The sequence below is a fragment of the Paraburkholderia sp. FW306-2-2C-D06C genome, from assembly GCF_058781505.1.
Genome location: NZ_JBYSWU010000032.1, coordinates 50710 through 64314, shown reverse-complemented (window position 1 = coordinate 64314; position 13605 = coordinate 50710). Strand labels below are relative to the sequence as shown.

The 13605-nt window shown below is 63.6% G+C and carries 14 protein-coding genes; 6 read left to right on the top strand and 8 right to left on the bottom strand.

Going from position 1 to position 13605, the window contains the following annotated elements:
- Positions 1–25 precede the first annotated feature (25 nt).
- From AC3WLT_RS23080 to ubiA, 4 genes are all read left to right on the top strand, one after another.
- On the top strand, positions 26–1480 hold the full coding sequence (locus tag AC3WLT_RS23080; RefSeq protein ID WP_492594001.1) for a catalase: 1455 nt from the start codon (positions 26–28) through the stop codon (positions 1478–1480).
- Positions 1481–1555: 75 nt separating this feature from the next.
- Complete coding sequence (locus AC3WLT_RS23075; RefSeq protein WP_492594000.1) at positions 1556–1720, top strand: hypothetical protein; 165 nt, start codon at positions 1556–1558, stop codon at positions 1718–1720.
- 168 nt (positions 1721–1888) lie between these two features.
- Positions 1889–2377, top strand: coding sequence for a Dps family protein (locus AC3WLT_RS23070; protein ID WP_492593999.1), 489 nt, complete (start codon positions 1889–1891; stop codon positions 2375–2377).
- 209 nt (positions 2378–2586) lie between these two features.
- The gene (ubiA, locus tag AC3WLT_RS23065; RefSeq protein ID WP_492593998.1) at positions 2587–3450 is read left to right on the top strand and encodes a 4-hydroxybenzoate octaprenyltransferase; all 864 of its coding nucleotides are present in this window, start codon (positions 2587–2589) and stop codon (positions 3448–3450) included.
- A 132-nt stretch (positions 3451–3582) separates the two neighbouring features.
- Here the strand turns inward: ubiA and proC are convergent, their stop codons facing one another.
- From proC to AC3WLT_RS23035, 6 genes are all read right to left on the bottom strand, one after another.
- Positions 3583–4398: a pyrroline-5-carboxylate reductase gene (gene proC / locus AC3WLT_RS23060; RefSeq protein ID WP_492593997.1), complete on the bottom strand. Its 816-nt coding sequence runs from the start codon at positions 4396–4398 to the stop codon at positions 3583–3585.
- Positions 4399–4446: 48 nt separating this feature from the next.
- Positions 4447–5145: a YggS family pyridoxal phosphate-dependent enzyme gene (locus AC3WLT_RS23055; protein WP_492593996.1), complete on the bottom strand. Its 699-nt coding sequence runs from the start codon at positions 5143–5145 to the stop codon at positions 4447–4449.
- A gap of 151 nt (positions 5146–5296) precedes the next feature.
- Positions 5297–6523 carry a glycolate oxidase subunit GlcF gene (gene glcF, locus AC3WLT_RS23050; RefSeq protein ID WP_492593995.1) on the bottom strand — a complete coding sequence of 409 codons (1227 nt, stop codon included), beginning with the start codon at positions 6521–6523 and terminating at the stop codon, positions 5297–5299.
- Between the two features lie 8 nt (positions 6524–6531).
- Positions 6532–7620 (bottom strand): glycolate oxidase subunit GlcE, encoded by a 1089-nt coding sequence (gene glcE, locus AC3WLT_RS23045; RefSeq protein ID WP_492593994.1) that lies wholly within the window; start codon positions 7618–7620, stop codon positions 6532–6534.
- Positions 7621–7768: 148 nt separating this feature from the next.
- A complete protein-coding gene (locus tag AC3WLT_RS23040) occupies positions 7769–9262 on the bottom strand; it encodes an FAD-linked oxidase C-terminal domain-containing protein (protein WP_492593993.1) in 1494 nt (497 codons plus the stop codon).
- 107 nt (positions 9263–9369) lie between these two features.
- On the bottom strand, positions 9370–10785 hold the full coding sequence (locus AC3WLT_RS23035) for an FAD-linked oxidase C-terminal domain-containing protein (protein ID WP_492593992.1): 1416 nt from the start codon (positions 10783–10785) through the stop codon (positions 9370–9372).
- 198 nt (positions 10786–10983) lie between these two features.
- On the opposite strand from AC3WLT_RS23035, the gene AC3WLT_RS23030 reads away from it, so the two are divergent.
- Together AC3WLT_RS23030 and hmpA are read left to right on the top strand one after the other, a co-directional pair.
- Complete coding sequence (locus tag AC3WLT_RS23030) at positions 10984–11538, top strand: cob(I)yrinic acid a,c-diamide adenosyltransferase (RefSeq protein ID WP_492593991.1); 555 nt, start codon at positions 10984–10986, stop codon at positions 11536–11538.
- 98 nt (positions 11539–11636) lie between these two features.
- Positions 11637–12842 carry an NO-inducible flavohemoprotein gene (hmpA, locus tag AC3WLT_RS23025; RefSeq protein WP_492593990.1) on the top strand — a complete coding sequence of 402 codons (1206 nt, stop codon included), beginning with the start codon at positions 11637–11639 and terminating at the stop codon, positions 12840–12842.
- 48 nt (positions 12843–12890) lie between these two features.
- Here hmpA and AC3WLT_RS23020 read toward each other — a convergent pair whose 3' ends face one another.
- Together AC3WLT_RS23020 and AC3WLT_RS23015 are read right to left on the bottom strand one after the other, a co-directional pair.
- Positions 12891–13223, bottom strand: a complete 333-nt coding sequence (locus AC3WLT_RS23020) for a helix-turn-helix domain-containing protein (protein ID WP_492593989.1) — start codon at positions 13221–13223, stop codon at positions 12891–12893.
- Positions 13224–13226: 3 nt separating this feature from the next.
- On the bottom strand, positions 13227–13565 hold the full coding sequence (locus AC3WLT_RS23015) for a type II toxin-antitoxin system RelE/ParE family toxin (RefSeq protein WP_492593988.1): 339 nt from the start codon (positions 13563–13565) through the stop codon (positions 13227–13229).
- Between the last annotated feature and the right edge of the window lie 40 nt (positions 13566–13605).

Genomic DNA, 13605 nt, shown 5'->3' with positions numbered 1-13605 from the left:
GATAAAAGCAACCCAGGAGTTCCGCATGTCCGAACGTAAGCTCACCAATGCAGCCGGCGCACCCGTCGCCGACAACCAGAACTCGATGACCGCCGGCTCGCGCGGTCCGGTAGTCCTGCAAGACGTCTGGCTGCTCGAAAAACTCGCCCATTTCGACCGTGAAGTGATTCCCGAACGCCGCGTTCATGCGAAAGGCTCGGGCGCATTCGGCACGCTGAAAGTCACGCACGACATCTCGCGCTACACGAAGGCCAAAGTGTTCGCCGAAGTCGGCAAGGAAACGCCGCTCTTCATGCGCTTTTCGACTGTGGCGGGCGAACGCGGCGCTGCCGACGCCGAGCGCGACGTGCGTGGCTTCTCGATCAAGTTCTACACGGAAGAGGGCAACTGGGACGTGGTCGGCAACAACACGCCGGTGTTCTTCATCCGCGATCCGCTCAAGTTTCCGGACTTCATTCACACGCAAAAGCGCGATCCGTACACCAACATGCGCAGCAATGTCGCCGCGTGGGATTTCTGGTCGCGTCATCCGGAGTCGCTGCACCAGGTGACGATCCTGATGAGCGATCGCGGCATTCCGAAGAATTACCGGCAGATGCACGGCTTCGGCTCGCACACATACTCGTTCGTCAACGCGAACAACGAGCGTTTCTGGGTGAAGTTCCACTTCAAGTCGATGCAAGGCATCGAGAACTACACCGACGCGCAAGCGGCGCAAGTCGTCGCGCAGGATCGCGAAAGCGCGCAACGCGATCTGGTCACGAACATCGACGAGGGCAACTTCCCGAAGTGGCGTTTCGCCATTCAGGTGATGCCGGAAGCGGACGCGGCGAGCTATCGCTACAACCCGTTCGACATCACGAAAGTGTGGTCGCAGAAGGACTATCCGTTGATCGACGTCGGCACCATCGAGTTGAATCGCAACGCGGCGAACTATTTCGCGGACGTCGAGCAAGCGGCGTTCACGCCGGCGAACGTGGTGCCGGGTATCGGCTTCTCGCCTGACCGTCTGTTGCAGGGCCGGCTGTTCTCGTACGGCGACACGCAGCGCTATCGTCTCGGCACCAATCACCATCAGATTCCGGTGAATGCGCCGCGCGTGCCGAGCCCGCATTCGTTCCATCGCGACGGCGCGATGCGCACGGACGGCAACCTCGGCGGCAACGTGAACTACGAGCCGAATCGTTTCGGCGACTTCGCACAGGACAGCAACGCGTCGGAACCGCCGCTCGCGGCGGGCGCAGTGGACCGTTACGACCATCGCGCGGACGAGGACTACTACAGCCAGCCGGGCCTGCTGTTCCAGTTGTTCGACGCGGCGCAACGCGAGCGGCTGTTCGGCAACATCGCACGGCATATCAATGGCGTGCCCGAGGACATCGTCGCACGTCAGATCGAGCATTTCCGCCGCGCCGATCCGGCGTATGCGGAAGGCGTGATCGCGGTGATCGCCGCGCTCGCTGAAGGCAGCAGGAAGTAAGCAGTTCAAGTGATGCAGCAAGGCGGGGCGCATCGGCGCCCTGCCGGTTTTGATACGAATCGGGGGAGCACGATCATGATCCAGACGATGATGTCCGCCATTGGCGGCTCAGTGGCCGCACGCCGCGCACAACAGCAGCAGCAAGCAGCGATGTTGCGCCGCGCGGCGGGTTTCGCGATCGTCACGAGCGGATTGGCGGTGATCGTCGCGCAAGCGCTGCAACACGCGCTCGGCGGGTGACATACGCGCAGCGTGCACGCTTCGCCAGTGACCGTGCGTCACACAAGTGGCACTCATTTTCAAGCTCATTTCTAAGGTAAACTGTCGGGCGTTCCAAGGTTTCCGGCTTGCTCATCCGCAATCCGTCGATCTGCCGACCGGTTCGTATCACTCTTCAAAGGAGTCATCATGGCCAAGAAAGAAGCCGTACAGCACGTCAATATCGGGATCAGCGACAAGGATCGTAAGAAGATCGCAGAAGGTTTGTCGCACCTGCTCGCCGACACCTACACGCTGTACCTGAAGACCCATAATTTTCACTGGAACGTGACGGGTCCGATGTTCAACACGCTGCATCTGATGTTCGAAACGCAGTACAACGAGCTCGCGCTGGCGGTCGATTCGATCGCGGAACGTATCCGCGCGCTGGGCGTGCATGCACCGGGCAGCTACAAGGATTTCGCGAAACTCTCGTCGATTCCGGAAGCGGACGGCGTGCCGGCTGCGGAAGAGATGATTCGCCAGCTGGTGGAAGGCCAGGAAGCCGTGGTGCGTACCGCCCGCGCGGTCTTCCCGTCGACAGAAGCCGCTAACGACGAGCCTACTGCCGACCTGCTCACGCAGCGCATGCAGACGCATGAAAAGACCGCGTGGATGCTGCGTTCGATGCTGGCTTAAGCATCCTGGGCGTTTCGCCCGGACTCAGCGCGGCTGCATATTGGCATCGGCGTTGGCGCTGAACCGAAACAAAAAGCCTCTCTTCGCGGGAGGCTTTGCTTTTTGTGGCGCCGGATTGCGCGGCGAGCCTGGCCTTGTCCGCCCGGACGCAGCATGCCGCCCGCATCCCGTAAAATAGCGGCACTGTCTGCACTTCACCGAATCCGCACATGTTCGCCCGACTTCCCCTGTATCTGCGCCTCGTGCGCATGGACAAGCCGATCGGCAGCCTGCTGCTGCTGTGGCCCACGCTCAATGCGCTGTGGATCGCGTCTGACGGCCATCCTTCATGGCCGCTGCTGGTGATCTTCACGGTGGGTACGGTGCTGATGCGCTCGGCGGGCTGCGCGATCAACGATTACGCGGATCGCGATTTCGATCGCTATGTGAAGCGCACCGAAAACCGTCCGATCACGTCGGGCAAGATCAAGGCGTGGGAAGCGGTAGCGCTGGCGGCCGGTTTGTCGCTGCTGGCGTTTCTGCTGATTCTGCCGCTCAACACGCTGACAAAAGAGTTGTCGGTGGCGGCGCTGTTTGTCGCCGGCTCGTATCCGTTCACCAAGCGCTTCTTTGCGATTCCGCAGGCCTACCTCGGCATTGCGTTCGGCTTCGGTATTCCGATGGCGTTCGCGGCGGTTCAGGACCACGTGCCGCTGCTCGCGTGGGTGATGCTGCTGGCGAACGTGTTCTGGTCGGTCGCGTACGACACCGAATACGCAATGGTCGATCGCGACGACGACATCAAGATCGGCATCCGCACGTCCGCGCTGACCTTCGGCCGCTTCGACGTGCTGGCGATCATGCTCTGCTATGCGGTCACGCTGGGAATTTACGTCGGCATCGGCGTGATGCTCGGTTTCGGCGTGCTGTACTGGCTGGGATGGGCGGCGGCGGCGGGTTGCGCGATCTATCACTACACGCTGATCCGCAACCGCGAGCGCATGCCGTGTTTCGCAGCGTTCCGCCATAACAACTGGCTCGGGGGCGCGTTGTTCGCCGGTATTGCCGCGCATTACGCGGCGGCTTCGTTCTAGTTTTTCTACACGTCTATTGGGTGGGCGCCATTGCTCATAGGTTTGCGCTGCGGACGCCGCCTCGGCCTGAACCGGGGCACGGCGTCCTTCAGCGGACCGCCTGACTGCTGACTGCTGACTGCGCCGAAACGCTTACTGCTTGCCGAACTCGTCGCCCATTTCCTTGGCGCGCGCGTCGGCGGCGAGCACGCCGCGCACGATCGCATCCTTGATGCCGCTTGCGTCGAACGAGGTCAGCGCCGCAGCGGTGGTGCCGCCCTTGGACGTCACGCGTTCACGCAACAGGCTCGGCGGCTCGTCGGAGTTCGCCGCCAGTTGCGCCGCGCCGGTGAAGGTCGCGACTGCCAGCGCGCGGCCTTGGGCTTCGTCCATGCCGAGCTGGCGCGCGGCTTCCTGCAGCGCTTCGATGAAATAGAACACGTACGCGGGGCCGCTGCCGGAGATCGCGGTGACGGCGTCGATCTTCGCTTCGTCGTCGAACCAGACAGTTTCGCCGACCGCGCCGAGTACCTGCGAGGCGAGCGCGCGGCCCGCTTCATCGACGCTGGCGGTGGCGCTCAGGCCCGCGACGCCCATGCCGATCAGCGCCGGCGTATTCGGCATCACACGTACGATGCGAGTGTGGCCGTTCAGCCAGCGCGACATGTCGTCCATGCGAATACCCGCAACAATGCTGATCGCCAGTTGCGACGCGTTCAGATGCGCTGCGAGGCTTTGCGCGACGCTCTTCAGAATCTGCGGTTTCACCGCCAGCACGACGGCGTCGTACGAGGCGAGCGCGGCGTCCGCGGCGGCGGCCGTACGAATGCCGAATTGCTGTTCATTGCGCTTGCGCGCGTCTTCGTTGGGGTCGATCGCGCAGAGGTCAGCGGGCGCGACGCCGCGTTTGATGAGGCCGCCGATCAATGCGGCCGCCATGTTGCCGCCGCCGATAAAAGCAATTTTCATGATGTTCCGAAAGAGGTCCCGTGAGGGAGTCCAAAGAGCCCGCAAGGGTCAGTTAGAGTAATCTCGCGCGCCGAAGATAGCGGTGCCGATGCGCACGATCGTCGCGCCTTCCAGCACGGCGGCTTCCAGATCGCTCGACATGCCCATCGAGAGCGTGTCGAGTTCGAGTCCGTCTGCGCACAGGCGCTCGAATAGTTCGCGCAACTGCCGATGCGGTACGCGTTGTTCATCGATGCCGCCGGCCGGTTCGGGAATCGCCATCAGGCCGCGCAAGCGCAACTTCGGCAGCGCGGCGATTTCCTGTGCGACTTCCATGGCCTCGGGGATGCCGACGCCGCTCTTCGACGCCTCGCCGCTGATGTTCACCTGCAGGCACACGTTCAGCGGCGGCAGCTTGTCCGGCCTTTGCTCGGCCAGACGCTGCGCGATCTTCAGCCGGTCGACCGAATGCACCCAGTCGAAATGCTCGGCGACCGGCCGCGTCTTGTTCGATTGCAATGGTCCGATGAAATGCCATTCGATCGACGCGCGCAGATCGGCCAGCGCCTCGATCTTGGCGATCGCTTCCTGCACGTAGTTCTCGCCGAACGCGCGTTGGCCGGCCGCGTAGGCGGCGCGCACGGCTTCGGCGGGAAACGTCTTCGAGACCGCGAGCAGGGCAATCGAACGCGGGTCGCGTCCGGCGGCTTGCGCGGCGAGGGCGATGCGCTGCCGCACCGCTTCGAGGTTGTGAATCAGATCGGGCATGGAACGAAGCCGGAAGTCCAGCGAAAGACGATGTACCGGATTATACGGACGTCGCCGCGCCGCGCCGCGCTGCGGCTGGAAGCGTCCCGGGCGTGAGAAGAAAAGGCGGCGGCTGCGGCATGCCGCGAGCCACATGCCGTCGGCACGCGCTTCAGGCCGACAGCATGTGTTCCACCAGTTCGATCCAGTGCGCGACCGGCGTGGACGTGCCGCTTTGCAGATGCGCAATGCAGCCGACGTTCGCCGACACGATGACCTGCGGCTCCTGCGCGAGCAGCCGTTCGAGCTTCTGGTCGCGCAGCGCGTACGAGAGCTTCGGCTGCGTCAGCGAATAGGTGCCGGCCGAGCCGCAGCACAGGTGACTGTCCGCGGGCAGGCGCACTTCGATGCCGAGCGCCGCCAGCAGATGCTCGACGTTGCCGCGCAGTTGCTGACCATGCTGCAACGTGCAAGGCGGATGGAATGCGACCGTATGAATCGAGCGGCGGCGCGTGACGGCAACCAGCGTCTCTTCGAATTCCGGCAGGATCTCCGAAATATCGCGTGTCAATTCGACGACGCGGCGAGCCTTCTGCGCATACGCCGGATCGTTGCGCAGCAGATGCGCGTATTCCTTGACCGTCGCGCCGCACCCGGACGCGTTCATCACGATCGCTTCCACACCCGCTTCGATGTACGGCCACCATGCGTCGATGTTGGCGCGCAGGTCGTCGAGCGCTTCGTCGTTGTAGCCCAGATGCAGGCGGATCGCGCCGCAGCAGCCGGCCTCGGGCGCCACCAGCGTTTCGACGCCGAGCGCGTCGAGCACTCGCGCGGTCGCGATGTTGATGTTGGGCATCATCGACGGTTGCACGCAGCCGGCGAGCATCAGCATCTTGCGCGGATGTTTCGCGCTCGGCCATTCGAGCGGACGCTGCCGCGCCGGCACCTTGTCGCGCAGCTTCTTCGGCAGCAGGGGGCGGACGTGCTGGCCGAGGCGCATGACCGGCGTGAACAGTGCACTGTTCGGCACGAAGCTCGCGAGCAGCCGGCGCACCAGCCGCTGACCGAACGGGCGCGTGACCTTCTCTTCGGTGATCTTGCGGCCAATCTCGACCAGCCGGCCGTATTGCACGCCGGACGGGCAGGTGGTCTCGCAGTTGCGGCAGGTCAGGCAGCGGTCGAGGTGGAGCTGGGTGCTGCGCGTGACCTCCGCACCCTCGACCATCTGCTTGATCAGATAGATGCGCCCGCGTGGGCCGTCGAGTTCGTCGCCGAGCAGTTGATAGGTCGGGCAAGTGGCCGTGCAGAAGCCGCAATGCACGCACTTGTGCAGGATGGCGTCGGCTTCGTCGCCGTCGGGCGTATTGCGAATGAAGTCCGCGAGGTTGGTTTGCATCGCGTCGCTCAGAAGTCAGGGTAGAGCCGGCCGCGATTGAAAATGCGGGCGGGGTCGAAGGCGGCTTTCAGACCGCGATGGATCTTCATCAGCGGGGCGGGCAGCGGCGTGAACACACCGGCGCCACGATCGTAGCCATGACCGGTGCGGAAGATGGTGGCATGACCGCCGGCCTGTTTGGCGCTGATGCGCACGGTTTGCGCGTCGGTGTCGGTGATCCACCAGCGCTGGCCGCCGCCCCATTCCATCAGTTGCGCGCCGGGCAGTTGCAGCGGCTCCGTGATGGGCGGCAGCGCGAGGCGCCACAGCGCGGCTTTCGGCGCGATTGCCGAAAAGAACGGGTCGGTCTGTTCGCGCAAGCCAGCCCAGAAGCGCTCGGCTTCGACCGCATCGACCACCTCTCCGCCGAGCGCCGTGCGCGCCGCCTTGACCGCCGCTTCCGCGCCGGCCAGCCGCACGGCCAGCGTGCCGTGACGCCATGCGCTCGCTGTGATCGGCAAGGGCCGGCCGCCCCATTCGTTGAGCTTGCGGACCGCATCGGTGCCGTTCATGTCGAATTTGAGCGTAGCTTCGGCCTGCGGCAGCGGCAGCACTTTGATGGACAGTTCGAGGATCAATCCCAAGGTGCCGAGCGAGCCGGCCATCAAGCGGGACACGTCATAACCGGCGACGTTCTTCACCACCTGGCCGCCGAAATGCAGCGTTTGCCCATGGCCGTTCATGATCACCGCGCCGAGCACGAAGTCGCGCGCGGCGCCGGCGGCCGGCCGGCGCGGACCGGCGATGCCCGCCGCGATGCAGCCGCCGAAGGTGGCCTGCAAGCCGAAGTGCGGCGGCTCGAAGGCGAGCATCTGATGATGTTCGGCGAGCGCCGCCTCGATTTCCAGCAAAGGCGTGCCTGCGCGCGCGGTAATGACGAGTTCGGCCGGGTCGTAGGCGATGATGCCGCGATAAGCGCGCGTGTCGAGGATGTCGCCTTCCAGCGTTTGACCGTACCAGTCTTTAGTGCCGCCGCCACGGATGCGCAACGTGCGCCCTTCGGCGCTGGCCGAACGCACGCGTTCGGACCAAACGGCGACGATGTCGTCCTCTTCCATGGTGTCCCGCTTCGTTGTATTTCGCTTGATTGTACCGGGCGGGGGCTCGCTGGCAACCCGGAGCGGACCCGCATCGGGTAATCAGGGTGGGACTAGCGAAGAGCCGCCGGCGCAAGGTATGCGCAGTGCGTCGGCGGGTCGAAAATGCTTAAAATCGCGGCAGTTCCGGATGCGGCAGCAAGCCGCCGCGTACGTGCATCTTGCCGTACTCGGCGCAACGCGCGCGCGTCGGGATGCCCTTGTCCGGATTCAGCAAACCGGGCGAATCGAAAGCGCGCTTGACCGCGTGAAACGCGTCCCGCTCTTCGGGTGAAAACTGCACGCACATCGAGTTGATCTTCTCGATGCCGACGCCGTGCTCGCCCGTCACCGTGCCGCCCAGTTCGACGCACGTTTCGAGAATGTCGGCACCGAACGTTTCGGCCCGGTGCCATTCGTCCATGTCATTGCCGTTGAACAGAATCAGCGGGTGCATGTTGCCGTCGCCGGCATGGAACACGTTGATGCAGCGCAGGCCGTATTTCTTTTCCATGACTTCGATGCGTGCGAGCAATGGGCCGATGCTGCGGCGCGGCACCGTGCCGTCCATGCAGTAGTAGTCGGGTGAAATGCGGCCGGCGGCCGGAAAGGCGTTCTTGCGTCCCGACCAGAAGCGCAAGCGCTCGTTTTCCGAGCGCGAAATCTGGATGCGGGTCGCGCCATGTTCGCGCAGCGACGCGGTCATGCGCACGATTTCGTCGGCGACTTCTTCGGGTGTGCCGTCCGATTCGCATAGCAGGATCGCCGCCGCGTCGAGGTCGTAGCCCGCGTTGACGAATTCTTCGACGGCCCGCGTGGCCGCTTTGTCCATCATCTCCAGACCAGCTGGAATGATGCCCGCCGCGATAATGCCGGCAACCGCATCGCCGCCTTTCACGACGTCGTCGAAACTGGCCATGATGACCTGTGCGGTTTGCGGCTTGGGGATCAGCTTGACGGTGACTTCGGTGACGATCGCGAACATGCCTTCGCTGCCGATCAATACCGCGAGCAGATCGAGCCCTGGCGCGTCGGGCGCAAGCGAGCCGAATTCGACGATGTCGCCTTCCATCGTCACGGCGCGCACACGCAACACGTTGTGCACGGTGAGGCCGTACTTGAGGCAGTGCACGCCGCCCGAATTTTCCGCCACATTGCCGCCGATCGTGCAGGCGATCTGCGACGACGGGTCGGGCGCGTAATACAAGCCGTACGGCGCGGCGGCCTCGGAAATCGCCAGATTGCGCACGCCCGGCTGCACCGTCGCGGTTCGCGCGTATGAATCGACTTCGACGATCTTCCGGAAGCGCGCGAGCGACACCACCACGCCGTGCCGGATCGGCATTGCGCCGCCCGACAGGCCGGTGCCCGCGCCGCGCGGCACGATCGGCACGTCGAGCCGGTGGCAGATCTGCACAATGCGCTGCACCTGCGATTCCGTCTCCGGCAACGCGACGGCGAGCGGCAGCCGCCGGTAGGCGGCGAGGCCGTCGCACTCGTAGGCCACGGTGTCTTCTTCGCGATACAGCAGACAGTGGGTCGGCAGCACGGCCATCAGCGCCTGCACGACTTCGCGCTGGCGCTGGGCGAGAACTTCGGCCGTCAGTTCAGCGGGTGCGTTCATGTGACTCGTCTCCTCGTGCTTGTCACCCTTCGTGCCGCCTGAATTCAGCGGCGGCTGCGGCTGCGGCTACGGCGCTTTGACCGCGCTAACCACGCGCCGATGATGCCTCAAGCTGCCCACGAAAAAATCTTGCCCGGGTTCATCAGATTGCGCGGGTCGAGCGCGTGCTTGATCGAGCGCATCGTATCGACGGCGATTTCACCGTGTTCTTCGAGCAGGAAGTTCATCTTGTGCAAGCCGACGCCGTGTTCGCCGGTGCAGGTGCCGTCCATGCGCAGCGCGCGCTGGACGATGCGCTCGTTCAGACGCTCTGCTTCGACGAGTTCTTCCGGCTTGTCCGGGTCGATCAGGATCGCGACGTGGAAGTTGCCGTCGCCGACATGGCCGACGATCGGGCAGGGCAGCGGCGACGCCTTCAGATCCTGTTCCGTTTCCACCACGCATTGCGCAAGGCGCGAGATCGGCACGCAGACGTCCGTGGTGACGGCACGGCAGCCTGGTTTCAGCTGCAGCATCGCGAAATAGGCGTTGTGGCGCGCGTTCCACAGGCGGCTGCGGTCTTCCGGCCGGGTCGCCCATTCGAAACCTTCGCCGGCATTCTGCGCGGCGATCTCCTGCACGAGTTCGGCTTGTTCTTTCACACCGGCCTCGGTGCCGTGAAATTCGAAGAAGAGCGTGGGCGCCTCGCGCAGCGTCAGATTCGAATGACGATTGATCGAGCGGATCGCGAGCGAGTCGACGAACTCGACGCGTGCAATCGGCACGCCGATCTGGATTGTTTCGATGACCGCGCGCACCGCATCGCCCATCGACGGAAATGTGCATACCGCCGCCGAAACCGCTTCCGGCTGCGGATAGAGGCGCACGGTGATTTCCGTGATCACGCCGAGCGTGCCTTCCGAACCGACGAACAGGCGCGTGAGGTCATAGCCCGCCGACGACTTGCGCGCCCGCGTGCCGGTTTTGATCACGCGGCCGTCGGCCAGCACTACGGTCAGCCCGAGCACGTTCTCGCGCATCGTGCCGTAGCGCACGGCGTTGGTGCCCGAGGCGCGCGTGGCCGACATGCCGCCGATGCTCGCGTCCGCGCCCGGATCGATCGGAAAAAACAGGCCCGTGTCGCGCAGCGCTTCGTTCAGTTGCTTGCGCGAGATGCCGGGCTCGACGGTGACCGTGAGGTCTTCCGCATTGATCGACAGCACGCGGTTCATTTCCGACAGATCGATCGATACGCCGCCCTGCACCGCCAGCAGATGGCCCTCGAGCGACGAGCCGTTGCCGAAGGGGATGATCGGTACCTCGTACTGGCCGCACAGCCGGACGACGGTTTGCACGTCTTCGGTATTGCGGGCGAACACGACGGCGTCGGGCAGTTGGGGATCGAACGGCGATTCGTCGCGGCCATGATGGGCTCGCACTGCCTCAGCGGTCGACACACGCTCGGCAAAAACAGCTTTGAGCCCGGTCAGCAACTCGGCGGGAAACGGCCGGCGTAGCGGGGCCGGCGGCACGGGATGATTCACGCATGTCTCCAGATATTGGGGCAGAGCTGTTGTGCTGCTTGTGCTTCATTTTACGCCGATCGCCCGTGGGCCGGCATCGAGGCCGGCTGCCGATCCTATAATGGCGGCGACTTCGCGATGCGCGCAATATGGATAAACGCGGTGGTTAGCGCGGCGTCTTGCGCGGACGCATCGTCACTGAACTGGATGGGAGACATCATGGGCAACCGCTTGAGCAAGATCGCCACCCGTACGGGCGACGACGGCACCACCGGTCTCGGCGACGGCCGCCGCGTGCGCAAGGACAATGCGCGCATCGCCGCGATCGGCGACGTCGACGAACTCAATTCGAACCTCGGTGTGTTGCTGTGCGAAACACTGCCCGACCCGGTACGGGCGGCGCTGGTCGCGATTCAGCACGACCTGTTCGACCTCGGCGGCGAACTCTGCATCCCCGGCCACACGATGATTACCGACAAACATCTCGGCCAGCTCGATGACTGGCTCGCCGACTACAACGCCACCTTGCCGCCATTGAAGGAGTTCATCCTGCCGGGCGGTTCGCGCGCGGCGGCGCTTGCGCATGTATGCCGCACCGTGTGCCGCCGCGCCGAGCGCACGATCGTCGCACTGGGCGAGGCGGAGGTGATCAATGCCGCGCCGCGCCAGTATGTGAACCGGCTGTCCGACCTGTTGTTCGTGCTGGCGCGCGTGCTCAATCGCGCGGACGGCGGCAGCGATGTGCTGTGGCAGCACGAGCGCGGCGCCGGCTAGCGGCTTCCCGCATCCACTTTTGAGACTGTGACAATCTGCCCGGGTCAAATTATCTCCTTAAAAGGGTATCGTAAATGCATCTTTAAGGAGAAATGCCCATGACCGCTCTCACAGCCGACCAGATTGCCCGCGTCAAAGCCACTGTGCCCGTTCTTGCCGAACATGGCACGACCATCACCCGGCATTTCTACAAGCGCATGTTCGCGCACCATCCCGAGTTGAAGAACGTGTTCAACCAGACTCACCAGAAGAGTGGCAGCCAGCCGGAAACGCTGGCGAAGGCGGTGTACGCGTATGCCGCCAATATCGACAATCTCGGCGCGTTGGGCCCGACTGTGTCGCGAATCGCTCATAAGCACGTGAGCCTGAATATCCGGCCGGAGCAATACCCGATCGTGGGGCGTCATCTGCTGGGCGCAATTGTCGATGTGTTGGGCGACGCGGTCGATCAGGAGACGCTTGGCGCGTGGGAAGCCGCGTACGGGCAACTCGCCGGCATTTTCGTCGGCGCGGAGGCGAAGCTTTATGAAAGCGCTGCGTGGAGCGGCTTCCGGCCGTTCAAGGTCGCGCGCAAGGAGGTGGAGAGCGATGAAATCACGTCGTTCTATCTGACTCCCGCCGACGGCTCGCCCGCTTGCGGCTTCGAGCCGGGCCAATATCTGAGCGTGAAGCGCTTCGTGGATGAACTTGGTGTCGATCAGCCGCGGCAATACAGTCTGTCGGATGCGCCGAACGGCAAATGGCTGCGTATCTCGGTGAAGCGCGAAGCAGGCTGCGAAGACACGGCGCCGGGTCACGTGTCCAATCTGCTGCACGACGGTGTCGAAGTGGGCGCGGTGGTGCATGTCAGCGCGCCGATGGGCGACTTCACACTCGACCGCAAGAAAACCACGCCGGTGGTGCTGATGAGCGGCGGCGTGGGCGTGACACCGATGACCTCGATGCTGTCCACGTTGCTCGCCGACCAGAGCGGCCGCAGCGTGACCTTCGTGCATGCGTGCCGCAATGGCCGCGTGCACGCGTTCCGGCAGTGGCTGAACGACAAGGTCGCGGCGCATCCCAATGTCACGCGTGCGGTGTTCTACGAAGCCATTGAAGCGAGCGATCGTGCCGGTATCGACTACGACTTCGAAGGCCGCCTCGACGTGGCGAAAATCGCCGACAAGGTGATCGTGCCCGATGCGGATTACTACATCTGCGGGCCGGTGCCGTTCATGCGCGCGCAGTGCGACGCGCTGGCCGCGCTCGGTGTGGACGCGGCGCGGATTCACACCGAAGTGTTCGGTTCAGGCGCGGTGCAATAAAACGACGAGGCGCATGGAGAAGCGCGCTTCGAGAGTGCGCCATGCGCCTTAACCGACCGCGAGCGTCACCGGCTTGCCGATTCGGCTCATCATTTCGACCAAGGTGTCGATGGTGAATTTGGTGGTCTTCTTGTTGACCACGTCGGACACGCGCGGGCGCGACACCATCAGAATTTCTGCCGCCTCGGCCTGCTTGAGGTGATGCTGCTCGATCCAGTTGGACAGCTCGGTCATCAACTGTTCTTTGAGCAACCGCGTGTCGTTGATCTGCTTTTGCGACGCAGCGTGCAACCGCCTGGCTTCTTCAGCGGAAAAGCCGAGTTCGAGGAACAGGTTCGCACCGGGCTTTGTCACGTGACGGATTTTTGTGTCGATCGTCATTTGCTAAGTTTTCCTATCGTCGACTATGGCGCGATACCGCGTTTCGGCAATGTTCCTGTCGTGCGGCCCCAGCTTCTGTGTCTTCTTCTGAAAGCAGTGCAACACGTACAACGCTTCCACGAACTTTGTCACATACATCACACGATAAATACCGTCCGCTTCCTTGATGCGAATCTCGCGCGTTCCGGCGCCGATCGCATCAAACGGCTTCCAGTCGTCAGGGTCCAGACCCGCCTGAATCTTGCCAGGTTGAAACCCGGCCTGACGGCGCGGCTCTTCGGGAAAGTCCAGTAAATCGCGATAGCTGGAGCCCATCCAGCGAATTTCTTTTTCCTGCTCCATAGCCGCCTTCATGTACAAAATCTTATACGCAACATCCAGC

Coding starts and splice junctions, on each gene's coding strand:
- AC3WLT_RS23080 (WP_492594001.1), top strand. CDS start 26: ATGTCCGAACGTAAGCTCACCAATGCAGCCGGCGCACCCGTCGCCGAC.
- AC3WLT_RS23075 (WP_492594000.1), top strand. CDS start 1,556: ATGATCCAGACGATGATGTCCGCCATTGGCGGCTCAGTGGCCGCACGC.
- AC3WLT_RS23070 (WP_492593999.1), top strand. CDS start 1,889: ATGGCCAAGAAAGAAGCCGTACAGCACGTCAATATCGGGATCAGCGAC.
- ubiA (WP_492593998.1), top strand. CDS start 2,587: ATGTTCGCCCGACTTCCCCTGTATCTGCGCCTCGTGCGCATGGACAAG.
- proC (WP_492593997.1), bottom strand. CDS start 4,398: ATGAAAATTGCTTTTATCGGCGGCGGCAACATGGCGGCCGCATTGATC.
- AC3WLT_RS23055 (WP_492593996.1), bottom strand. CDS start 5,145: ATGCCCGATCTGATTCACAACCTCGAAGCGGTGCGGCAGCGCATCGCC.
- glcF (WP_492593995.1), bottom strand. CDS start 6,523: ATGCAAACCAACCTCGCGGACTTCATTCGCAATACGCCCGACGGCGAC.
- glcE (WP_492593994.1), bottom strand. CDS start 7,620: ATGGAAGAGGACGACATCGTCGCCGTTTGGTCCGAACGCGTGCGTTCG.
- AC3WLT_RS23040 (WP_492593993.1), bottom strand. CDS start 9,262: ATGAACGCACCCGCTGAACTGACGGCCGAAGTTCTCGCCCAGCGCCAG.
- AC3WLT_RS23030 (WP_492593991.1), top strand. CDS start 10,984: ATGGGCAACCGCTTGAGCAAGATCGCCACCCGTACGGGCGACGACGGC.
- hmpA (WP_492593990.1), top strand. CDS start 11,637: ATGACCGCTCTCACAGCCGACCAGATTGCCCGCGTCAAAGCCACTGTG.
- AC3WLT_RS23020 (WP_492593989.1), bottom strand. CDS start 13,223: ATGACGATCGACACAAAAATCCGTCACGTGACAAAGCCCGGTGCGAAC.
- AC3WLT_RS23015 (WP_492593988.1), bottom strand. CDS start 13,565: ATGGAGCAGGAAAAAGAAATTCGCTGGATGGGCTCCAGCTATCGCGAT.